This window comes from Salinactinospora qingdaonensis (assembly GCF_039539445.1).
Classification (GTDB): domain Bacteria; phylum Actinomycetota; class Actinomycetes; order Streptosporangiales; family Streptosporangiaceae; genus Salinactinospora; species Salinactinospora qingdaonensis.
This window is the reverse complement of the sequence record NZ_BAABDD010000013.1, coordinates 113,304-134,719: the sequence shown is the minus strand read 5'-3', so window position 1 is coordinate 134,719 and position 21,416 is coordinate 113,304. Positions and strand designations below refer to the sequence as shown.

At 64.0% G+C, this 21,416-nt stretch carries 15 protein-coding genes; 5 read left to right on the top strand and 10 right to left on the bottom strand.

What is annotated here, in order from left to right:
* Positions 1–38 precede the first annotated feature (38 nt).
* Positions 39–953, bottom strand: a complete 915-nt coding sequence (locus ABD848_RS15145; RefSeq protein ID WP_344972308.1) for a LysR family transcriptional regulator — start codon at positions 951–953, stop codon at positions 39–41.
* Between the two features lie 172 nt (positions 954–1,125).
* Between ABD848_RS15145 and ABD848_RS15140 the strand changes: the two genes are divergently transcribed.
* The 3 genes from ABD848_RS15140 (at position 1,126) to ABD848_RS15130 (ending at position 4,556) form a co-directional block, all read left to right on the top strand.
* Positions 1,126–2,550, top strand: a complete 1,425-nt coding sequence (locus tag ABD848_RS15140; protein WP_344972306.1) for an MFS transporter — start codon at positions 1,126–1,128, stop codon at positions 2,548–2,550.
* A gap of 217 nt (positions 2,551–2,767) precedes the next feature.
* Positions 2,768–3,892: a sensor histidine kinase gene (locus tag ABD848_RS15135; protein WP_344972304.1), complete on the top strand. Its 1,125-nt coding sequence runs from the start codon at positions 2,768–2,770 to the stop codon at positions 3,890–3,892.
* Positions 3,876–4,556 (top strand): response regulator transcription factor, encoded by a 681-nt coding sequence (locus ABD848_RS15130; RefSeq protein ID WP_344972302.1) that lies wholly within the window; start codon positions 3,876–3,878, stop codon positions 4,554–4,556. The genes ABD848_RS15135 and ABD848_RS15130 overlap by 17 nt, the downstream gene beginning before the upstream one ends.
* A 78-nt stretch (positions 4,557–4,634) precedes the next feature.
* Here the strand turns inward: ABD848_RS15130 and ABD848_RS15125 are convergent, their stop codons facing one another.
* The 8 genes from ABD848_RS15125 to ABD848_RS15090 all read right to left on the bottom strand — a co-directional run bounded on the left by ABD848_RS15125 (position 4,635) and on the right by ABD848_RS15090 (position 19,009).
* Positions 4,635–4,877 (bottom strand): hypothetical protein, encoded by a 243-nt coding sequence (locus ABD848_RS15125; protein ID WP_344972300.1) that lies wholly within the window; start codon positions 4,875–4,877, stop codon positions 4,635–4,637.
* Positions 4,877–5,482: a VOC family protein gene (locus ABD848_RS15120; RefSeq protein WP_344972298.1), complete on the bottom strand. Its 606-nt coding sequence runs from the start codon at positions 5,480–5,482 to the stop codon at positions 4,877–4,879. Before ABD848_RS15120 ends, ABD848_RS15125 begins: the two co-directional genes overlap by 1 nt.
* A gap of 11 nt (positions 5,483–5,493) precedes the next feature.
* On the bottom strand, positions 5,494–7,185 hold the full coding sequence (locus tag ABD848_RS15115; RefSeq protein WP_344972296.1) for a (2,3-dihydroxybenzoyl)adenylate synthase: 1,692 nt from the start codon (positions 7,183–7,185) through the stop codon (positions 5,494–5,496).
* Between the two features lie 90 nt (positions 7,186–7,275).
* Positions 7,276–12,651, bottom strand: coding sequence for a type I polyketide synthase (locus ABD848_RS15110; RefSeq protein WP_344972294.1), 5,376 nt, complete (start codon positions 12,649–12,651; stop codon positions 7,276–7,278).
* Between the two features lie 540 nt (positions 12,652–13,191).
* Positions 13,192–15,219 carry an FAD-dependent monooxygenase gene (locus ABD848_RS15105; RefSeq protein ID WP_344972292.1) on the bottom strand — a complete coding sequence of 676 codons (2,028 nt, stop codon included), beginning with the start codon at positions 15,217–15,219 and terminating at the stop codon, positions 13,192–13,194.
* A gap of 43 nt (positions 15,220–15,262) precedes the next feature.
* Positions 15,263–16,603, bottom strand: a complete 1,341-nt coding sequence (locus ABD848_RS15100; RefSeq protein WP_344972290.1) for an NAD(P)/FAD-dependent oxidoreductase — start codon at positions 16,601–16,603, stop codon at positions 15,263–15,265.
* Positions 16,604–16,666: 63 nt separating this feature from the next.
* Positions 16,667–17,473: an AfsR/SARP family transcriptional regulator gene (locus ABD848_RS15095; protein ID WP_344972288.1), complete on the bottom strand. Its 807-nt coding sequence runs from the start codon at positions 17,471–17,473 to the stop codon at positions 16,667–16,669.
* 225 nt (positions 17,474–17,698) lie between these two features.
* On the bottom strand, positions 17,699–19,009 hold the full coding sequence (locus tag ABD848_RS15090; RefSeq protein ID WP_344972286.1) for a cation:proton antiporter domain-containing protein: 1,311 nt from the start codon (positions 19,007–19,009) through the stop codon (positions 17,699–17,701).
* A 186-nt stretch (positions 19,010–19,195) separates the two neighbouring features.
* Here ABD848_RS15090 and ABD848_RS15085 point away from each other — a divergent pair, with 186 nt between their 5' ends.
* Entirely contained in the window at positions 19,196–19,915 is a 720-nt protein-coding gene (locus ABD848_RS15085; RefSeq protein WP_344972284.1) for a hypothetical protein, read from the top strand.
* A 433-nt stretch (positions 19,916–20,348) separates the two neighbouring features.
* On the opposite strand, the gene ABD848_RS15080 is transcribed toward ABD848_RS15085, so the two are convergent.
* Positions 20,349–20,555, bottom strand: a complete 207-nt coding sequence (locus ABD848_RS15080) for a hypothetical protein (RefSeq protein ID WP_344972282.1) — start codon at positions 20,553–20,555, stop codon at positions 20,349–20,351.
* Positions 20,556–20,873: 318 nt separating this feature from the next.
* Between ABD848_RS15080 and ABD848_RS15075 the strand changes: the two genes are divergently transcribed.
* Positions 20,874–21,260, top strand: coding sequence for a VOC family protein (locus tag ABD848_RS15075; protein ID WP_344972280.1), 387 nt, complete (start codon positions 20,874–20,876; stop codon positions 21,258–21,260).
* The last annotated feature ends 156 nt before the right edge of the window (positions 21,261–21,416 follow it).

Genomic DNA, 21,416 nt, shown 5'->3' with positions numbered 1-21,416 from the left:
CGAGTGCCGCAACCGGCCGTGGCGAGGCATCGTTGAACTCAGCCAGGGGTGTCGTGGCCACCGGAGGTGAATACGCTGCGGGCCGCTTTGAGCATGGTGGCGATTCCGGGAGTGGTTTCAGCGTGGCGCAGCCATGTCATGGTCACCTGGACACGGAACTCGTCGCCGGCCATGGGCAGCGCCACGATCCGGCCCTTGTCGACGTGGCTGCGTACAGCCATATCGGGCAACAGCGCGGCGCCCATGCCGGTGGCCGCACAGCTGCACAGGGCGGCGAAGCTGGTCATCTGTGCTTCGATCGTGGGGGCTGTCGGCCCCAGTGAGTGGACGCAGGAATCGAGCATTTCCCGGAAGCAGCATCCCGGCTCGGTGGCGAGGAAGGATTCGCCCTGCAGGTCCTGGGGGCGCACCCGGTCGAGCCGGGCGAGCCGGCTGTGCCGCGGAACCACGACCATCAAGTGGTCGGTGGCGATGGTCTCGCTGGCGAGCGTCTCGTCTGCGGGAGGGTCACCGAACGTGAAACCGACTGCGATGTCCGAACGACGCACGGCATTGTAGACCTCTCCCCGATTGCCTTCCTTCACCGTCACCCGCACGCGCGGGCACAGCGAGCGGTAGTGGGACAGGAGGGCGGGGATGCGCTGCGCGCACAGCGTCTCCAGGCCGCCGATAGCCAGCTCGCCTTCCGGTTCGCCGGTGCCCTCGTCGACAGCGGCGCGCGCCTCCTGGACCAGCAGGAGCACCCGATCGGCGTAGTCGATGAGCCGCTGACCGGCCGAGGTCAGGCTGAGATCGCGTTTGCTCCGGTCGAACAGGGCGGTTCCCAGCTCGGCTTCCAGCGCCTGGATATGGCCGGTGACGCTGGATTGAGCGTAGTGGAGCTCTTCGGCGGCATGGGTGAAACTCATGGTCCGTGCCACCGCACGGAACGTCTGCAGATGCCGCAGTTCCATAGAGCGGTTCCTCTCATCGGGTGAGCCGATTCCTGTCATCGTATCTCCCTATTTTTATAAACGCCCCACCAATTGGAACAATCCCTCTGGGCGTGCCTCCCAGATGATGCAAACCGAAAACCGAGGTCACGCTTGACCAGCTATCTGCTTTTTAATGTTTAGGGAGAAATGAATGACGACGCAGTCCGGGGCACCGGATGCGGCTAGCCAGGTGCCGGGAAGCCGCCCCGGTGGCCTGCTGCTTTTAGGGCTGTCTCTCGGCTACTTCATGGTGATGCTGGACACAACTGTGGTCACAGTTGCTCTTCCAGCGATCGGTGACACCTTTTCGGGCAGCCTGAGCTTTCTGCAGTGGGTCTCCAATGGCTACACGGTCGCTTTCGCTGCACTACTGCTGTCTGCCGGCGTTCTGGCCGACCGTTATGGCGCCCGCCGCGTGTTCATGATCGGGCTAGTGGCCTTCGGGCTGCTTTCGGGACTGTCAGCTCTGGTGGCATCGGTTGAAGCGCTCATCGTCCTACGCGTGATGCTAGGAGTGGCCGGAGCGCTGCTGCTGCCGGCGTCGCTGGCGGTGATCGCGCACGCCTTCAGCGATCCGGGCGCGCGGGCGAAGGCGATGGGCGCGTGGGCGGCCATCAGCGGAACCGCCTTGGCCGCAGGGCCGACGATCGGCGGTGTGCTCACCGACGCCCTGGGCTGGCGATCGATCTTTCTCGTCAACGTGCCGGTGGCGCTGGTCAGCTTGTTGATCACCCGTAGCTACGCGCCGAAGAGCCCCCGCAAGCCCGGCAAGGGAATCGACCTGCCCGGGCAGGTGAGCATCGTCGTTGCGTTGACCAGCCTGACGTACGGCCTTATCGAGAGCGAGCCGCTGGGGTGGACATCGCCCCAGGTGGTGGGAGCCTTGCTCGTCTTCGTTGTAGCCATTGCGGCGTTCGTGACGGTGGAGACGAGCAAGGGCAACAAGGGTGATGAGCCCATGCTGCCGATGCGGATATTCACCAACCGGATATTCTCCGCCGGACTGTTCGCCGGGATGCTGGTCAACTTCGCTCTTTCGGGGCTGTTGTTCGTTCTTGCCCTCTTCTTCCAGGAGTCCCGGGAATACTCGGCCTTCATGGCGGGGGTGGCTTTCATCCCACTGACCCTGCCCCCGGCGTTCAACCCGATCTTCACCGGCCGTCTGGTGGCAAGGGTCGGCCCCAAGGTTCCCTCGGTCATCGGCTTCGTGATGATGGCGGTAGGGGCGTTTCTGCAGGTTCCCTTCAGCGGCAACTCCGGCGTGGACATCGCGGCGACCGTAGTGGGACTGCTGGTGGTGGGATTCGGCATCTCCTTCGCGATTCCCGCTTTGATGACGGGAGTCGTCGGATCGGTGCCTCCGGAGCAGTCAGGGCTTGCCTCCGGCGCGTTGAACTCCTCACGGCAAACCGGAGCGGTACTCGGAGTCGCCATTCTGGGGACGATCATGGGCGCGGCCTCCTCCATCGCCGCGGGAACGCAGATCGCACTGGTAGTGGCGGGCTCGCTGCTGCTGGTCGGGGCCGCCATCGTGGGAATATTTGTAAGGAAACCAGAGAAAGCGCAACTCCAGTAACACTTAAATCCACCCGACTCGGGGCCGCTGTTTACTGATCAACTACAGCGAACCCGAGCTTTTTTGTGGCCAGATGCGGCCATATACAACACGCCACCTTGACAAGGGAAGACAAAAGACGACCACGAAGTACCCGACTCCAATTAGCTTGCCCAAGAACCACATAACAAGTAAAATAAAAAATGCCACCCCATCATGCACAGCCAGGGAGAATAAAGTGCATGAAAAAAAACAACAAAACCCAATCGCCATGGAGATTTTTACCAATGCAAACAAAGAAATATTAACCACTTTCACCACGAGATCCACAGCAACCAAAGAGGAGTACAACTCTCCCCCTAAAGAAGACAAAGAATCACTGGCGCGAGAAATACTCGATCGCTGCAAACTCTCCCTGCAAACCGCTCAATCGGAAATGGAGTCTCTTGACACGCTTGCAGCGAGCACTATCAGGGATTTCGATGGCGCCGGGACGGTGCACAGCTTCACTCCCGAGGAACTGGCTTCTCTCTCAGTCGAACTGTTCAGCATAAGCATGGAAGTGCTGCAACAGCGGCTGCAGCAGTCCAAACGAAGATGCACCAGACACACCGAGTACAAATCCGCGTTAACGGTGATCGTGAATGTATTACACCGGGTGTTACTCGGATGCCTGCTGCAGGGCCTCACTGCTCGAGAGGCGAGAAACGTGGCCTCCTTACGGGGCTCGTACCGTGCCGAGAGGACTCGCACGGCACGTGAGCTACACGACCAGTTGAGCCATGACGTAGGGCTCGCCATACGCAGGCTGGAACTGTTCGACATGTACCGTGATCGGTCCCCCGAACACGCCGAGAGTCACTTCCGCAGGGCCATGGCAGCGCTGCACGACGGCCGAGAAGATATCCGTAGGATCGCCTACGGCCTGCGCATACACGATCGAGTAGCCAGCCTAGAGCGGGCGCTTTACGACTACGTAGATACTGTTGACCGCTGCTCCGTGGACCTGCGCACTACGGTCCACGGTAACGAGGACCATCTACCGGAACACATCCGCAGCGAAATGTTCGTGCTCATACGCGAAGCACTGAGCAACGCCATCACCAACGCACGGGCGAAGACGATCATCGCCACAGTCACCATTACCGCCGAACAGGTGTTCGCGGTAGTCGAGGACGATGGGATTGGCTTCGGGCCCGATGGCGCGGCTGTTCACCGGCGAGAGAGCGGACTTGCTTCGCTACGGGAACGCTCTGCCCTGCTCGGAGGTGAATGCCGGCTGCACAGCCGTCCTGGTCACGGCACTCGGATAGAGATGCGCGCGCCACTGACTGGGAGCGTGACCGATGTCGGCTCCGAATAACCACATCAAGATCATCGTAGTCGACGACCACACCATGTTCTGTGAGGCGCTGGAGGAACTCCTGGAAAGCCAACACGACTTCAGCGTCGTGGGCACCGCAGGCAGCGCAGACCAAGCCTGTGTCCAGGTGGCACAAAGCCAACCAGACATCGTGCTGCTGGATGTCCAGATCCCTGGTGAGGCTATTACGTCAACTATCCCCAAACTCCGAGAACTATCTCCCAATTCCCAGTTTATCGTGCTATCGATGTATGACGACCCGCATCTGGTCCACCGGTTGCTCCCCCTGCGGATCGGAGGATTTCTGCATAAGAGTGCGTCCTCCGAGGAACTCATCTCGACCATCCACAGCGTACAGAGGAAAAACGCTCGGGTGGTCGTATCCGTCGCGTTGGAAAGCTTGACGGAACCCGACACCTCCGGATCTTCCCACCTCTCCGACCGGGAGCACGAGGTGCTCGAACTGGTCGCCAAGGCGATGAGCAACGTCCAGATAGCCAATCGTCTCTCGATAAAGGAGGCGACGGTAAAGCGACACCTGCGCAGTATCTTCACCAAACTGGGAGCGACGTCTCGAATCGATGCGGTTAACAAGGCGGTCGCCGAGATGATTATCAAACCACCGGTACTGCATGGGCACGGCCAACCACACATGACACTCTGACGACACGTGTCCGGACAGTCGCGCCCCTAACCGGGGCAACGGACCGGGGCCGCGCGCAGAGCGCGACCCCGGAAGCACTCAGTTCTCCAGTCGAAGCTCCTCCGCGTCGAACCTGGCGACGGTGCCGTTGAACCCTCCGGTGAGAGCAGCGAACCACACAGCGTCGCGCGCCTCGATCCGGCTGCGTCGCAGCACCAGACTGGCCTCCTCTGAGGTGACAGCGACGTAGTCACCCTTCCTGCTCAGCTGTAGACCGGTCTGCTGGGCGGCTTCCAGCAACACGGAGAACTCGGGTACATCAAGAACGTAGAGGGTCGCCATCAGGACTGCACCTCCTCGTAATGCTGTTCGATCAGTTCTGCCTTGCGCCTCCACATCTGTTCCAGCGTCGCCTCGCCCTTTTTGTGGATGTCGGACAGCGCCGCGAGGGTGAGGGCGGCGTCGCGGCTGTCGGGGGCGCCGAAGGAGCGCAGTGGACGAGCGATCTCCAGTTGAATCCCATTGGGATCGTCAAAGTAGATAGACTCCAAAAGCTCGTGAGTCAGCGGAGGCGTGACGCGCACACCGTGCTTTTTGAGTCGTGCCCGCCACTCCATGAGCTCCTCCCGGGTCTCAACATGGAGTGCGATATGGCGGGAGCGGTGCATGAGGTCACTGGCGGGCTCATCCTCAGTCAGCCCGAAAAAATAGAAGAACGCCAGATGATTCCCTTTACCCAGCGCGAAGAAAAAATGGACGAAATCAGGGAAAGAGTCGGTGACCCACCCCTTTCCAGTGACGGCATGCACCAAGGGAAGCTCTAGCGCGTCACGGTAGAAGCGCACGGTCTCCTCGGGATTCCATGTGACGTGCACGACGTGGTCGAACCCTTGTATCTCCAATTCCGGCGCTGGGGAATCGGTGTTAACCATCGTTTTCTCGCTCATCGATCTCTTCCCTAGTGTGCTTGGCGCGATGTCTGCGGTGAATCTGCAGCAAAGGACTCATCAAGTAGATGATCGACACTCAGTCGAAGTTGCTTTTTGTCGATTTTGCCGATAGCCGTCTGCGGGAAAGCTGAAAATATCGCTAATCGTTCGGGAAATTTAAATCGAGCTACCCCTTTGCGTTCAAACGCCTCCTGAAGCTCCGCAAGGCTCAACTCACTTCCCGGGCGCAACACCACACACATACACACCGCCTCCCCCAACTCCGCGTGGGTCTGGGCCACGGCTGCCGCATCGAGCACTTGAGGCAGGAGGTCACGCGCCAAGTCCTCCAGCTCGACGGCGGCGATCTTCTCCCCACCCCGGTTGATCTGATCCTTAACGCGGCCGGTGACTGAGAGATTGCCTTCCGGAGTGATTCGGACGATGTCACCGGTGCGATACCAGCCGTCGGCGGTGAACGCGCGAGCGTTGTGCTGGGGGGCGGCGAAGTAGCCCCTCGGGGTGTAGGGGCCTCGGGTGAGCAATTCGCCCGGCGTTCCGGGTAGTAGGGGACTGTCCTGCTCGTCGACGACGAGCAGTTCGTCGTCAGCACAGATGGGTCGCCCCTGCGTTTCGGTGACCACATCGTAGGGGTCGTGTAGCCGAGTGTAGTTGAGAAGCCCCTCGGCCATGCCGAAGACCTGCTGGACCTGGCAGTCAAAGCCCGTAATCAGGGAGCGCACCATCCCGTCGGGCAGCACGGAACCGCCGATCTGAATGACCTGGAGGCTGGCGAGATCGTCACTCGCGGAGGGCAGAGCATCCAGCCAGCGCTGTGCCACGGCGGGCACGACCGAGGTGACATTGACCTGCTCGCGCTCGATCTCGGCGAAGGCCGCCCGGGGCTCGGGGGACGGTAGCAGCACCACCATGCCGCCGTTCATGAGGGTGGCGAGTGCCCCTGGGCTGCCGAGGGCGAAGTTGTGGGCGATGGGCAGCGCGGCGAGGTATACGGTGTCGGCGTGGAACTCACAGACCTCGCCACTGCGCCGAGCGTTGTACTCGTAGTCGTTGTGAGTCCTGGCGATCACTTTGGGTAGCCCCGTAGTTCCGCCAGAGAGCAGGAACAGCAACACGTCCCTGGGGTCGGGGGGCGCCGCGTCGAGACGGTGCTTGCGTGCAGCCACCTCGTCCGCCTGGCGCATGAGCGAACGTAGATCGACGTGTTCCGGGTAGACGTGGTCCCCGACAACCATCACCGTGGCGGCCGAAGGGGTGTCGGCCGCCACGGTGGCGGCCAGCTGCTGATGCTCGTAGCCACGCCATTCGTCGCGGACGACGATCGCGGCGACCTCAGCCAGCTCGGCGAGATAGCTCAATTCGTGCTCGCGGTGGGGCATGAGAGCGAGCACAGGCGCCGCTCCCAGTCGTGCGCAGGCCAGCAGGACCACCACGAATTCCCAGCAGTTGGGCAGCTGTACCAGGATGGTGTCGCCTTTGCGCACACCGCTGCGCGCCAGCCCCTCAGCGAGAGCGTCGGAGCGTTCGGCGAGCTCACGGTAGCTCAGCCGGTGATCGCCGTCGACGACGGCGGTACGGGACCTGAAACGGTCCGCCCACTCCCACAGATAGGCGCCTAGGGGCCGGTTACGCCAGTAGCCTTTCGCACAGTAGTCCCTTGCCACTTCATCGGGCCAAGGTACGGTTCCGGGTCGGTTCATCAGCGTCTCCACATGCTTGTCGCAGTAGGGGCGGGAGCGCGGTCCGACGCGGCCTGGGCCAGGGGATCGGCGCCGAACCACGGACCGAATTCAGCCGACGAGCACCCCGTCGGCGGCGGGGGCGTACTCCTCATCGCTGTCAGATGCGGATTCGGCGCCTCCGGGGTGCAGGCGGTCCCACACCAGATCGGTGAGGAGCAAGGAGATCGCAGCGGTGTTGGGCCGATCCCACAGCAGCGTCGCCGCCAAGCGCACCCCGAATCGGCGTTCGAGATTGCGACGGATCACTACCGACATCACCGAGTCCAGTCCCAGTTCGGTCAGCGGTCGACGCGAGTCGAGGTCGGCGGCGGGAAGTTTGATCTCGCCGGCCACCACGGCGTCGACCTCTGCTCCAACAGCCTCGTACAGCTCCTCGCGGGACATGCCCTCCCACTGCGCATCGCCGGCCGCGGCGGGGATGTCCGTGTCCTCTTCAGCTGCGAGTTCACTCAGTAGCGACGGCCGGGTCATGGCGGGTTCCAGCGGGATGGTCCGTAGGAAGGCAAAGTAGCCCGAACTGTGACGCTCGGCGTACTCCCAGCTTTGGAACGCCTCCGTAGCCGATATGTCGGCCGTACCGCGCGCGGCCAACTCGGTGTCGATCACGGCCGAGGATGTGGACATGCCCAAGCCGCGCCACGACGTCCAGCCAAAGCTGACGGTGTCGTCGCCGCCGTTGGCCCTACGATGAGCCGCTAGGGCGTCGAGAAAGGCGTTGCCTGAGGCGTAGCTGGATTGTCCGGGCAGTCCCAGCAACAGGCCGCAGGAAGAGAACAGGATGAAGAAGTCGACACTGTTCGGAGGGAAGAGTTCGTGGAGGACCCAAGCACCCGCCGCCTTGGGGGCGACGACAGTACGCATCGACTCCTTGTCCAAGTCGCGCAGCATGCGGTTGTCTAAGACGCCAGCCGCGTGCACGATCCCCCGAATGGGGGGCAGCCCCAGCTCGGCGGGGCTGAGCAGCCGCTGTGCTTGCTCGCGGTCGGTAATGTCAAGCGCCACAGTACGCACGGTCACGCCGAGCGCTTCGAGTGACCTGACCCCCTCGATGCGGCGGCGTGTCTCGGAATCGCATACCGAGTCCCACTGCGCGCGCGGCGGCAATGCGGCACGTCCGGCCAGCACCAGCCGGTGCGCTCCGCGCCCAGCGAGCCAGTGGGCGACCTCAAGCCCCAGCATGCCCAGACCGCCGGTGATGAGGTAGGTCCCCTCCGGCCGGAACCGCTGGGGTGGGCGGGTGGGCTCGCTCGCCACCTGGGCGAGGCGCCCCACGTGGGCGCCTTCCTCGTCCAGCGCGACGACGTCCTCTCCGGGAGCGGCACGCAGCACGTCGAGGAGTTGGACTGCGAGTTTGTCGGGGGACTCGGCGAGGTCGAGGACGCCTCCCCACAGTTCGGGATGCTCCCCGCCGATCACCCGGCCGATCCCCCAGAGGGACGCGTGTCCTAGCGCCGCTTCGTCATGGCACTGGCGCACCCCTTGGGTAAGACACCACAGCTTGGGCTGTTCATCGGCAGCCGCGCCAGTGACGCCGAGGAGCCATTGGGCGGTCCGTGCCAGGAGCCAGGCGGAACGAATCGAGGCTTCGGGCCCCGACTCGCCTGCCCGGAGTGAGGCCGGTGCGACGAGCACCGCACTCGCCGCACCGATACGGTCGCGTAGAGCCGTAAGCTCCTCCGGGTCGGTCACGGCTGCGCAGGGCACCCCCATAGCGCGATAGCGGTCGCTGAGCATACGCACCGCTTCGTGGTCATCGCCCACGATGACCACGTCGCGCAACTCCACGGAATCGGCATCGGGCGCGGTGGCCAACGGGCGCCAGGCCATCTCGTGCACGATGCGGCGCGGGCTCGTCGCGGCGCCAGGGTCGCCGTCCAGGACGCCGTAGCGCAATCCCATCATGCGTGCCACCACGCGCCCGTCCTCGGCCGCGATGTCGACATTGACGGTGTCGGCAGCCGCACCCCCCTCGGCGACTCGGACGTGGATGAAGGCGCGGATGGGAGAAGAGTCGCTGCGCAGTGAGACACGGTCAATGTGGGCAGGCATCCGCAGCGTGGGCGGGCCGGGAAAAACTACAGAGGCGATAGACAGCGCCGCGTCCATGATGGCGGCCCAGCTCATGGGTTTTTCGTCGCTGGCATCGCCGGCCTTGACGGTGGCCAGCAACTGCTCGTCACCTTGCGCGAGTTCCTCGATCTGCCAGGGGAATCCCATGGCGGCGACGCCGATGCCGGCGAGCCGGTCGGTGACGAAATCCTCGGCTAAGCGCTCGCTGCAGTACTGTCTCAGCTCGGCTATGGCGAGGGCATGTGGGGGAGCGGGCGCAGGTGCGTCCACCGAGGCGGTGGTGTGGGTGAGCCACGCCTGCTCGCGCTCCAGGGGCTCCTCGACGTCGCCGTCCAACAGCCGAGAGGAAAGCCGGATCGTGCGCTCCTGGGTCACCACCTGTAGCTGGCGAGGGGCACTCACCGATACCGGGACCTTCAGCGACACATCGGTTAGGTCGGGACGCTGGGTGTCGGCGGAGGCAGCGGCGAAAAAGGTGTTGAGCAGAACCGCCGCCGGGATGATCTCCACTCCCCGCACCGGGTGGTCTCCCGGGTAGGGACGGCACGATTCGTCGAGATAAGTGTGCCACAAGGTTATCGGAGGGCTGGCGTTGACCTTGGTACGCCCGCCCAGCAGGGTGTGGCTGTCAACGTCGTGGCGCTGGCCACCGATGTTGTGACGCGGGCCGGACTCCGCCCAGTAGGGGGAATGCTGCCAGGCGTTGTGGGGCAACTCGGCGAGGGGCGCCGCGGGCCACAGGCGTGTCCAGTCGACCGAGGCGCCGTGGGCGTACAGCAGTCCCAGGTTGGTGAGTAGGCTTTCCCACTCGGGCCGGTTACGGCGCAGGGTGTGAGCGACACAGGCGTCGTCCACCTCAAGTTCGGCCAGTGTCTCGTTGATCGAGTGGGCGACGACTGGGTGGGCTGAGATTTCGAGGAACAGCCGGTAGCCGTCCTCGACCGCTGCGGTGACCGCCTCGGCAAAGCGGACAGGGTTGCGCAGGTTTTGCGCCCAGTAGCTGCCGTCGCGGGCAACAGTGGCGCGGGGGTCGTCGAGAGCGGTGGTGTAGAGGGGCACCTCGGGTGCCCCCACAACCATACCGGCTACGGCGTTGACGAGTTCGTCGAGCAGCGGATCCATGTGGCGGCTGTGAAAGGCTACGTCGGAATCCACCCGACGTACAGCCATGCCGCCGTCCTCCCACTCCTTGGCCACGTCCTCGACCGCCGAATGGTCTCCGGCGATCACCGTGGAGGACGGTGAGGCGGCGATCGCGGCGACCACGTCTTGGGCCCCACGCTCATGGCACAGCCGGGAGCGCACTTGGTCGAACGGCAGGCTAACCATGGCCATGGCGCCCTTGCCCGAAGCATGACGCAGCAGGCGCGAGCGTCGGCACACCAGGTGCGCCCCGTCATGAACGGAGAGCACGCCCGCAGTGACGGCAGCGGCGATCTCACCGACCGAGTGCCCGATCACAGCCGCGGGGTAGAGCCCGCGGTCACGCCAGACGGCGGCGAGAGCCACTTGTGTCGCGAAGATCATCGGCTGGATCTGGTCGACGGTGTGGAAGTCGCCTTCACTGAGAGCATGCCGCGGGGTGAAGCCAAGCTCCGCTTCGAAAATCGGGCCGATGTCATCGAGGACAGCGGCGAACACCGGCTCCTCGGCCAGCAGTTCACGCCCCATACCGATCCACTGCGATCCGTGACCCGAGAAGACCCATACAGTGCCACTGGTCGGCGGGGCCAGCACGGTTCCGGTGGCCACACCTGCCGTGGGGGCGCCGGCTGCCAGGGCACGCAACCGCTCGGCCAACTCGGTATGATCGGCAGCCACTGCTGTGGCGCGGTGGGTGAGAGGACTGCGCCGCACGGCCAGGGTGTGTCCGACAGAGGGCAGGGCGGGATTCTCCTCTTCCACGTAGTCGGCCAGTCGTGCCGCGTACTCACGTAACGCCGACTGCGTGGCACCGGAGAGCGGGTAGGCGGCGGCCGAAGCCCCACGGTCGACCTCCACCGCGGTGGTGGTCTCCAAGGGATCCGGCGGCGCTTCCTCCAGAATGACGTGAGCGATCGTGCCGCCATAGCCGTAGCCGGAGACGCCAGCCAGTCGCGGCTGACCGGCAGGCTGCCACGGCGTTGGCTGTGCGACCACCTTCAGCCCGGCGCTCTCCCAGGGGATGCTGGGGTTGGGGGTCTCGAAGTTGGCGGTGGGCGGGATCTCACCGTGCTGGAGGGCGAGTACTGTCTTGATCACGCCGGCAATGCCGGCTCCGGCTTCGAGATGGCCGATGCTGGGCTTGACAGAGCCGATGAGGCATGGCTGCTCAGCGGGACGGCTGGCGCCGAAGACGGCCGCCATCGCGGTGGCCTCGATCGGATCGCCAGCTCGGGTACCGGTGCCGTGGGCCTCGATGTAGTCGACCGATTCGGGTGCCACGCCGGCATTACGGTAGGTCTGGCGCAGCAGGTGCTCTTGGGCCTGGCTGCTGGGAGCCATGATGCCGTTGGTCTTGCCATCCTGATGGACGGCGCTGCCGCGCAGAACGGCAAGTACCCGATCGCCATCGGCTTGGGCGTCACTGAGTCGCTTGAGAGCGACGACTCCGGCGCCTTCGCCGCGCCCGTAGCCGTCAGCGGCGGCGTCGAAGGATTTCGACCGTCCGTCGGCGGAGGTGGCCCCGGCAGCGTCAAGAACCATGGTCAGCCCGGGACCGGCCATGACCATCACCCCACCCGCGAGTGCCAGCGGGCTCTCTCCGGCGCGCAGGCTCTGACAAGCCAGATGGAGTGCGACCAAAGAGGAGGAGCAGGCCGTGTCCACGGCCATGGAGGCGCCCCTAAGGTCGAGGGTGTAGGAGACGCGGTTGGCGACGGCGCACATCGCACCACCGATGCCGGTCCATGCCTCGATGCGGGGGAGGTCTTCGAGGAGTCGCCGACCGTAGTCGTCGGAGCCGACACCGATGAAGACGCCCGTGTCGGAGCCGCTGAGCTGATGCGGTGGGACACCGGCGTGTTCGAGGGCTTGCCAGGAGACCTCAAGCACCATGCGCTGCTGCGGATCCATCAGCCCGGCCTCGCGCGGGGAGATGCCGAAGAAGTCGGCGTCAAATCCCTGGATGTCGGAGAGGAACCCTCCGAAGCGCGTGGTACTGCGCAGCGCCGCTTCGTTCTCGGGTGCGGCCTCGGCATAGGGGTCCCACCGACCCGTGGGGACCTCGCTGATAGCGTCCTCACCGGCACGCAGAAAACTCCAGAAATCGTCCGCGGAGTTGACGTTCCCCGGAAAACGACAAGACATTCCGATTATGGCAATCGGCTCCGGCCTCCCCGGACGACCGGCCTCACCGCCAGTGTAATCGACCACTGATGACCACCCTTCCTTTTCCTGAAAAGCCCTTTCCCTCAATACTCAGATCTAGTGCTTGCTTGGCGCTTGTACGGAGTTTGAACATCGAGCGGCAATGATTTTCACTACAAAAGATGCGCTGTATTTCAACTGGTCAAACACTAGGCATTCCACAACTTTTCCTAGGAGAGAAACGGCCGAACTTAACCGTTCCTCGGGACTCGTAGCCCACGAATCTCCCACTCCATTCACCCTGAACTCCGTTTGCAACCGGATGCTCGTCCCATAAATTCGGCCAGCAGAGAATCATGCCGAAGCAACGGCGACGGATTACCGGTTGCGGGCCGCGGCCACTCATGGAGCAGATATCCCACTCAATGATCCGCCACAGGATGATCGACTTTGACCCGGCTATTGACTTCCATGAAAAAGAAGTTCTGATCGGGGGCAGCGCGACCTCGATGACCGCGGACATATGTAGGTAGCTGTGCTCGGGGAGCGGCGCGTCTTCGGAGTTTCTCCATGATCGGTGCTCCCGTCCTTGGGCGCGGCGAATCGTCAGTGGAGAAGGGAGGCGATCCGAAACTCCTCCCGCCTTCTAGACGGGTCATGGTCGAGATGGGGACGATCGCGGCGCGGCAGCGGCCAAGCAGCGACGGCGTCGACCCTGCCGGTGAGAATGGCGATGTGCATCCGGGTGGGCCAGTCGTCCTCGCCCGGGCCGGCAGGGCGAGCCAACGCCCATCCGTCGGGGCCGTCCAGCACTACGGGCAGCCGGATCTGGGAGCGTAGCCTGTCGGCGCGGTCGAGGAGTTGGTGCCAGCCGTCGATGTCAGTGAGCGGCACCCGGGCACGTAGGTGAAAGGCCGACGCGCCTAGGCGGGAGAGTTCCTGGACGAAAGTGTTGTCCTGGCCGTTGGCTGCCGACCAGGGGGCTGCGGCGTAGGCATGCATACCGACGACGACGGTGAAATCACGTGCCGACTCGGCCACCCAGGCGCGCACGGCGGACTTGTCGATCTCGTCCGCGAGAGGCAGGGCGCATTCGAGGAGGCGGATACCGGTTCGGGCGGCCAGATCCCGCACCTTGTCGTCGTCCAAAGCCACGACGGCCATCACGGCCGCTCCCAAGTCGGTGAGCCTGCGTACGGTCTCGCACCATAGTTCGGCCTCGCTCCCGGCATCGGTCTCCGGAATACCGCTTGGGGCGGCTGAGCCGGTCCAGTCGAGAGCCAGGAGCGCGCTTCCCGCTTCGGCGTAGGCAAGCGCGGCGCGCCGCTGCGCTGCACCACGGCTGGCAACGTAGGTGGCTATACGGTTGACTAGCGCGATCTCGCCAATGTCGCCGGGCTGGGCCATGGCGTTACAGGCGGTGGAGGCACTGGAGGCTTGGGCGTCGCCACCGGTTGTTTGGCGGTCAGAAGCCGCGTCCTCGATGAACTGTGACTCGGCCGCTTCAACCTGCTCGGGGTGACGACGGCGCAGACCAGCGTAGTTGATGGCTCCAGCGCGGGTGAGGAAGTGCATGCCGAACTGGGCAGCGGGCATGTGCATGCGATACCGGAAGGTCTCCCACCAGCGCATGCTGGGTTCTGCGATGCGTTGGGTGCGCGCTGTCTCAGGACGTCGCTGCCGCTCATAGCTAGCGAAAGCCTGGGAGGGGCTCTGATGCTGACGCAGAGCCCGGGCCAGGGTGATGGCGTCCTCCATCGCCATCTTTGTGCCCGACCCCACGGAAAAGTGGGCGGTGTGAGCGGCGTCGCCGAGAAGCACCATGTTGTGGCGCGACCACACGCCGCGCCGCACGACACGGAAGGCAGACCACTTGCTGTTGTTGGCGAGCAGGGGTGCGTACCCCAGAGGCTCGCGGAATATCTCGGCGAGGAGACTCTGCGAATAGGTGTCACTGTCGCCGGGGCGCAGGGCACGGGCGGTGGACTCGGCCATACCTGCGGCATGCCAGGTGGTGACATCGGTCTCCACGATAAACGTGCTCATTCCCTGTTCGTGGGGGTAAGCGTGGGCTGCGAACGGGCCGAACTCGGTGTCGACGAAGGGGAATGTGACTGCGTCGAAGTGGGCGGGGGTACCGAACCAGATGAACCTTGCGGCGGCGGTGTCGTCACGCTCCTGCTCGTCAGGCCCTAACCGGTCACGGTTGCGCGAGTTGGCACCGTCGGCGATGGCCACGATGTCGGCAGGGCCGACATCGGCGGGAGCTTCAGTATTAAAGCGCAGGTCGGCGCCGACCTGTATCGCCTGCTCCTGGAGTATCTGCAGCAGTGTCTTGCGGGCGACGGCAGTGAAGCCGTACCCAGGGTAGCGCAGTCGGGTTCCGTTGTGGCGCAACTCCATGTCGCTCCACTGGATACTGGCGCCGACGATACGCGCGTGACTCTGCGGATCGGCCTCGCGGAAGGCGTCCATAGTACGGTCGGAGAAGACGACGCCGAAACCGAAGGTGGAGTCGGCGGGGTTGCGCTCGTAAAGGACAACTTCTGTGGTTGGATCGTGCAGTCTGATCAGGCGAGCCAGGAACAGACCGGCGGGCCCACCACCGATGATCGCTATCTTCAGCGCTCGCATGGCACCTCTTTTCGATCTCCAGGAGCAGTGCGCACAGTCGGCGTCAGGAGAGAACCATCGGTTCCTCGGCCTGGTTCAGATGTTCGTAGAACGGACATCCCCAGACAGGCTCGAAGGGGGCGAAGGTGTCCCAGCGGCTTTCCTTGCGTAGCTCAAGGTTGAGTGCGTTCTTGTCACTCCAGAAGTCACCGCTGACCAGCCGTACAAGCCATTTGTTGGTGGCGAGCCCGTCTCCGGCGAGGTCCATGCCGACGGACTGCAGGAAGGGTCTGAGGTTGTAGTCGTACTCGTAGTAGGCGTGAATCAGCCGGGCGTAGATGTCATAGCCCGTCTTATAGAAGTTGGTGTAGTCGAGCTGGAGCTGTTCCTCACGTTCGGGCTCGGCCAGGATGGCGTGGGTGGTATCGGCAGCTCGTATGGCGGTGGTCATGGCGAGGAACACCCCGCCGGAGAAAATCGGGTCGAAGAAGCAGGCCGCGTCACCGACCATGAACCAGCCGGGGCCGGCCATGGTGTCGGAGTAGTAGCAATAGTCGGCCTCGACATGGAGCGGGGTGTGAGGGCGGGTACCGGTGATGCGCTGCTCGATTCGCCCGATACGTGAGACGTGGTCGTTGAACACCGCTTCGCGGTCGCGCCCGCTGTTCCGCAACACGTCGCGGGGCATGACAGCGCCGACGCTGATCGTGTCCGACCAGATGGGGATGGCCCAGACCCAACCGTCCTTGTGTCCACCAATCTGGATGTCGCCCTCAACACCGGGGTTGTAACGCTCATCCATGTCCGTGAAATGGCGGTAGAGTGCCACCATACGCAGGCTCTCGGGGTATCTGCGCAGGCCGAACGTCTGCGCGACCTTGCTAGCCCGGCCTCCGGCGTCGATAACGAACCGGGAGCGGACCGTATGGGAGCCTCCACCATGGTCGTAGCGCACCCCTACCACGCGGCCGTTCTCGTGCAGTAGCTCTTGGACCACTGCCTCCTGGATGAAGTGGGCACCGCACTCTTGGGCGAACTCGGAGAGAATGCGGTCGAAGTGGGCACGTTCGGTCTGGAACGTGGTCGGGTGACGTCCCTCTCCCTGTTCGCTGAAAGGGATTCGCCCGTGCTTGTCACCACGCTTGCCGCCGCTGAACTCGGCGCCGTACTTGACGACGTATCCCTGCTCCTTGATGCGTTCCAGCACACCCAGTTTCTCGAAGATCGCGTTGCATGGGGGGAGAAGGGACTCGCCGATGTGGAAACGGGGATGAGTGCGGCGTTCCAGGAGCAGCACCGAGTGGCCGGATTGAGCGAGCCGAGCGGCGGTCGTTGCGCCGCCGGGGCCAGCGCCGATCACGACGACGTCGACGGTTTCGGGGGGAGCTTCAAGCGAGAGTGCCATGTGCAGTGTTCCTCCCATATCGAGGCGGTTTTCAGCGGTACGGAGCGTGGTGGAGAGGGCTGCTCAGGCGGCGAAACTGTCGAGCAGCAGTCCCTGCCGAGGCGCCGGATCTTCCAGCGTCGGATCGCCGTTGAGCAGGGCAGAGTGCAAGCGTTGCAGCTTGGGCGAGGGATCGATCCCAAGTTCCTGGGCGAGGGTGGTGCGCAGCCGGTCGAAGATCTGGAGTGCCTGCCAGCACCGGGAAGAGCGATACAGGGCGACCATCAGCAGGGCGTGCAGGTTCTCGTGATAGGGATTGGCGGCAACGATCTCACTGAGTTCACCGACGATGTCGAGGTGGCGCCCCAAGCGCAGCTCGGTCTCCATGAGCTGCTCCACAGCTTCGAGCCTGGCGTCGGAGATACGGGTGATGTGAGACTGGAGAAGGTGACCGGCGTCGATGTCCAGCAGGACGGGGCCCCGCCAAAGGGACAGGGCAGAACGCAGCAGCCGGGAGGCGCGCTCGTCGTCGCCCTCCCTACGAGCCTGGCGCCCCTGCGGCAGCAGTGTTTCAAACCTGCGCAGGTCGATCCAGTCGTCAGGGATCTCCAGTAGATAGCCGCCGTGCCGGGTGACCAAGGGGTTCTTACCTCTGCTGGCACCGGGACCAGCCAGTCCTCGCCTGATTTTGGCGATGTAGCTCTGCAGGGTGACTTTTACACTACGCGGCGGCTGCTCATCCCAAAGCTCTTGGACGAGCTCAGAAATCCGAACAACGCAATTCGCTCGAACCGCCAGAAGAGCGAGCACCTTCCGTGGCTTCTGGGCCACGGGAACCACCGATTCGCCATGGATATTACAGGCCAGCGACCCCAATACACTTATCTCCATATATGCTCCCCCTACAGATTGAGCATAGAATCGAAAAACAATTCGAAACCCATTGGCTCATGCATGAGACAAAAGGAGAAACGTCGATCACCTAGAATGATCGGCATATCATCACTCTAAGGCCGCCCACAACGCCACCACAAGACGATGGAACGAAAGTAGCATGCGGCGAACCAAAAGGGGAGCCGGAGAACCGTGTACAAGCCGTATCCTGCGGATCATTGCCTATGCCACCTGATCAAGAACTGGAGATTCAGGACGGTGGCTGATGCCGCTTTCCAGCCACTCGGGAAGCGCGTACCGATAGATCGGCATGGCGACAGCCGTGGTCACGACTGCAACGAGAACGAGAACTGAGAAGAGGCCTTGTGTGATCAGCCCCTGAGATAGGCCGATGTTGACGAATATCAGGATCATCAACCCACGGGCGTTCATGAGGCCGCCTACGGCGTAGGACTCCCGCCACGAGAACCCGAACCCTCGCATCGGCAGCGCGCACCCGAAGAACTTGCCGATGAAGCCGGCTAGCAGAACGGCTACGAAAGGCAGAACCAAGGTGGGGGTGACGACACCGAGGAGGTTCGTGTTGAGGCCGGAGAAAGCGAAAAAGATCGGAAGCAGCAGGACGGAAACCACGTCCATCATCTTGCTGTGCAGGGCTTCACGGAACACCCTGTCACGTGGCATCGCCAGCCCGGCGATGAACCCACCGAAAACCGAGTAGATGCCTATGTAGTCGGTGAATAACCCTGACGCCAGAACGACGATGACCACGGTGTACATCCCGTCGTAGCCCAGGGCTCCCCGCCTTGCCACGCGCGCCCCCAGGGGGTGGAGCAGCCGCGAAACTCCGAACAGCATGAACACGACGAAGCCGCCCGCGGACGCGATCGTCCATAGAGACTGCCATACCCCTGCCCCGCTGTGCAGCGAAAGAAGGACGGCCAGCAAGCACCAGGCAGCGGCATCGTCGATGGAGGCCGCCACCAAAGCGAGCCGACCCAACGAGGAATTCTGCAGCCTTCTCTCGTAGAGAATACGAGCCAGCATAGGAAAAGCAGTGAGGGAAAGCGCACCTCCAAGAAATAAAGCGAATTCCACTCTGGTCACGTCGGACCCTGAGAGCTCCCGATAACTAACAAACCCGACGATCGCCCCCAAAAGCAACGAGGGAAGCATCCCCGAAACAGCCAGCAGCGTGGCACGTTTTCCCCGAGGATCACCATTTCCATGATCGACTCCGACGCCAACGAGAAACATATAAAATGTGAGACCGACAGTACTCAGTACATACAGGACGGATTTGACCTCCTGCGGGAAGAGGATATTCTGGCTGCCCGGCCACATCAGCCCTAGCAGCGTAGGACCGAGAAGAATTCCGGAAATCATCTCACCGAGCACTCGAGGCTGCCTCACCACTAATGCCAGCCGACCACAGAGCGCGGACATCGTAAGAATAATCACCAACGCCAGCAATATTCTTATTGCCAGCGCCAGATTCTCATCGACTGTCGCCGGAAATATCGAATCCTCCACCGGTCTCCTCTGCCACCTGAAACCCAGCGCCTTAGAATGGACACGTCCAGCGTCACAGCAAAAATTTGAGTGTCATGTGTAGCGGTGCTTGAGTCGCCGGGTACGGGAGCGGTGGCTGCCGGTCATACCGCGGTGGTTCGCGGCGAGCACGACATAACCGGCGACGGTGCGGGTAGACGGCGGCGCATGGAAGACAGTGGTGGTTTCGCTGTGCCCGGCGGTGCGACCGCCTGCCACGGGCTGCGCGCAGGCGCGTCGGCGAAGGGAGCGCGCACGCGCACGGCCGTCTCCCCTGTCGGGGGTGGGAGGGGGCGGCGGCACGCCGGGCGGGGGCGGCGGGCGGCGGCCAAAGTGTGGGCCCGGCTGGGGCTGGCGGCGCGCGGGGCCGCGTTGGTCAGTGTCCTCGGGCTACTGCTGACGGGGCAGTGGCTGGCCGCGTTGGGTTTCGCACTGATCCTGCTGGCGCTGCTGCTGATCTGGCAGCGTCGGGTGCCGGTGGCCGTCGACGCGGTGTTCGCCTCGGTCACGGTGGTCGCGGCGTGGGCCAATGTCGAGAGTTGGTACCAGCAGGTGCCCGGAGTTGACATGCTCATCCATCTGCTGCTGACGGGCAGCGGAGGCGTGGTGGGGCTGTTTGCGCTGGTGGAGCTCGGTGGTCTGCCGGCGCTGGAAGATTCCTCGGGGCGGGTGCGCCGCTGGGCGGTGGTGCTGTGGGTGGTGATGGTGGGGATCACCGGTGCGATGGTGTGGGAACTCTACGAGTGGTGGATGGACCTAGTGACCCAGGAGTTCCCTGCGAGGCACCATGACGTGCGTACGGATCTGGTTGCCGGCACGCTGGGAGCTCTGGCCGCGGGCCTGGCCGTGGCGCTGGGGCCACAGCGGTGGCGGCGCAGGGCGCGGTAGGGCCGCCCCAGCGGGCGAGACCGCGCGGGGTAAACCGCGTGTCTCGGCACAGCCGGCCCTAGCGGCAGCCTGGCGGCGCTGAAGGGGTGAGACGGGCTGGTCCCGCTCAACCGTCGCGGGCGGCGAGCGGGGCGACGGCCCCAGTGGATGGTGACCGGGGCCGTCGTGGTGGCGTGGTCAAAGGTCGATCCCGAAGGTTATCTCCAGAGCTTCCTCGACGATCTCTTCGGTGTCGCCTTCGGCCACGGCCTCGACGAACTCGGCCAGGTCCTCGCCCTCAGGGTCCATAACGCCCTCCTCAGGGTGATTGGGGGGAATGACGCCCCCAGGTATAGCCCGTGGCGGTGGTTCTCGCCACCCCTATGGGGCAACCGGCGCGAGGGGGTGAGCTGAGGCCGTTGCGGCGACGTTGGCCAAGGCCGGCAGGTGGCCCCTACACCCCGCTAGGGCGGGAGTGGGGCTCCTGGTCGCCCCATGGGGCCGAACGCACAAGGTGTGGGGTGTCGTCGGCTGGGTCGGTCTGGTCGGGATGCTCGTCCGGGGTGCCGCTGCGGTCCCGGAGTTCGTCGAGGACTTCGGGTAGTAGATCGCCGAGGACAGGGGGCATGTGGTCTGGGGCGGCCGAGTGCGTCACCGGCAAGGTCACTCCCACGTAGGCAGGTCCTGTGCAACGAAACGAGTAGCCGTAAGACCGCCCGTGCGACTGAATAGTGATGCCGTCGCGCCCGGCCGATCTTTTTCCGTCTGAGTCGATCTGCCCGGTCGTGGGCGCGTTGATGTGAGGAGAAAGCGAACCGCTTGCGACAATTCGACATCGCTGTCCCAACAAATTCACGCGCCTGTCGCAATTGTCCTGATTTGTCACACTCAGCTCTGGGGGTGACGCGCCGGCCCCAGGGATGGCCGCGCCGCCTCGCGCTCGACGCCGCCGACCGGTGCGAGGAAAGGACGAAGCACCATGAACTGGACACTCGAAGTGGTGGCGGTTCCCGTGACCGACGTGGAGCGGGCGAAGAGCTTCTACCGGGACCAGGTCGGCTTCCGCCTCGACCACGACACGTGGGCCACTGAGACGATGCGCGTGGTCCAACTGACCCCACCCGGGTCGGCCTGCTCGATCGTGGTGGGCATAGGGCTCATCGAGTCGGCGCCGGGCTCGCTGAAGGGACTGCAACTGGTCGTGCCCGACATCGAGGCGGCGCGTGCCCACCTGGTGGAGCACGGCGTGGCGGTCAGCGAGATCCAGCAGTTCAGCACCGCCGACGGGGGAACGTTCGTGTTCTTCGACGACCCCGACGGCAACGGCTGGGCGGTACAGGAGATCCGTGCTCGCGCCCGCGGCTGAGCCCCGGCCGGGCGGAAACGGAAGCGACGTGAGCCCGCGGCGCGCCCACGGGTGTCGAGGCCGCCGCCGGCCGGCTATGACGGGCATCGACGGTTCCGGCGGGCCACAGCCGGGCGCTGGGCAACCCGGTGCCGCGTAGCGTTAGGCTGCCGCGCG

Bases quoted from the DNA above. Each gene is read 5' to 3' on its own strand.
- ABD848_RS15140 (WP_344972306.1), top strand. From the start codon at position 1,126: ATGACGACGCAGTCCGGGGCACCGGATGCGGCTAGCCAGGTGCCGGGA.
- ABD848_RS15075 (WP_344972280.1), top strand. From the start codon at position 20,874: ATGAACTGGACACTCGAAGTGGTGGCGGTTCCCGTGACCGACGTGGAG.
- ABD848_RS15125 (WP_344972300.1), bottom strand. From the start codon at position 4,877: ATGGCGACCCTCTACGTTCTTGATGTACCCGAGTTCTCCGTGTTGCTG.
- ABD848_RS15095 (WP_344972288.1), bottom strand. From the start codon at position 17,473: ATGGAGATAAGTGTATTGGGGTCGCTGGCCTGTAATATCCATGGCGAA.
- ABD848_RS15120 (WP_344972298.1), bottom strand. From the start codon at position 5,482: ATGAGCGAGAAAACGATGGTTAACACCGATTCCCCAGCGCCGGAATTG.
- ABD848_RS15115 (WP_344972296.1), bottom strand. From the start codon at position 7,185: ATGAACCGACCCGGAACCGTACCTTGGCCCGATGAAGTGGCAAGGGAC.
- ABD848_RS15145 (WP_344972308.1), bottom strand. From the start codon at position 953: ATGGAACTGCGGCATCTGCAGACGTTCCGTGCGGTGGCACGGACCATG.
- ABD848_RS15105 (WP_344972292.1), bottom strand. From the start codon at position 15,219: ATGCGAGCGCTGAAGATAGCGATCATCGGTGGTGGGCCCGCCGGTCTG.
- ABD848_RS15100 (WP_344972290.1), bottom strand. From the start codon at position 16,603: ATGGCACTCTCGCTTGAAGCTCCCCCCGAAACCGTCGACGTCGTCGTG.
- ABD848_RS15085 (WP_344972284.1), top strand. From the start codon at position 19,196: ATGGAAGACAGTGGTGGTTTCGCTGTGCCCGGCGGTGCGACCGCCTGC.
- ABD848_RS15130 (WP_344972302.1), top strand. From the start codon at position 3,876: ATGTCGGCTCCGAATAACCACATCAAGATCATCGTAGTCGACGACCAC.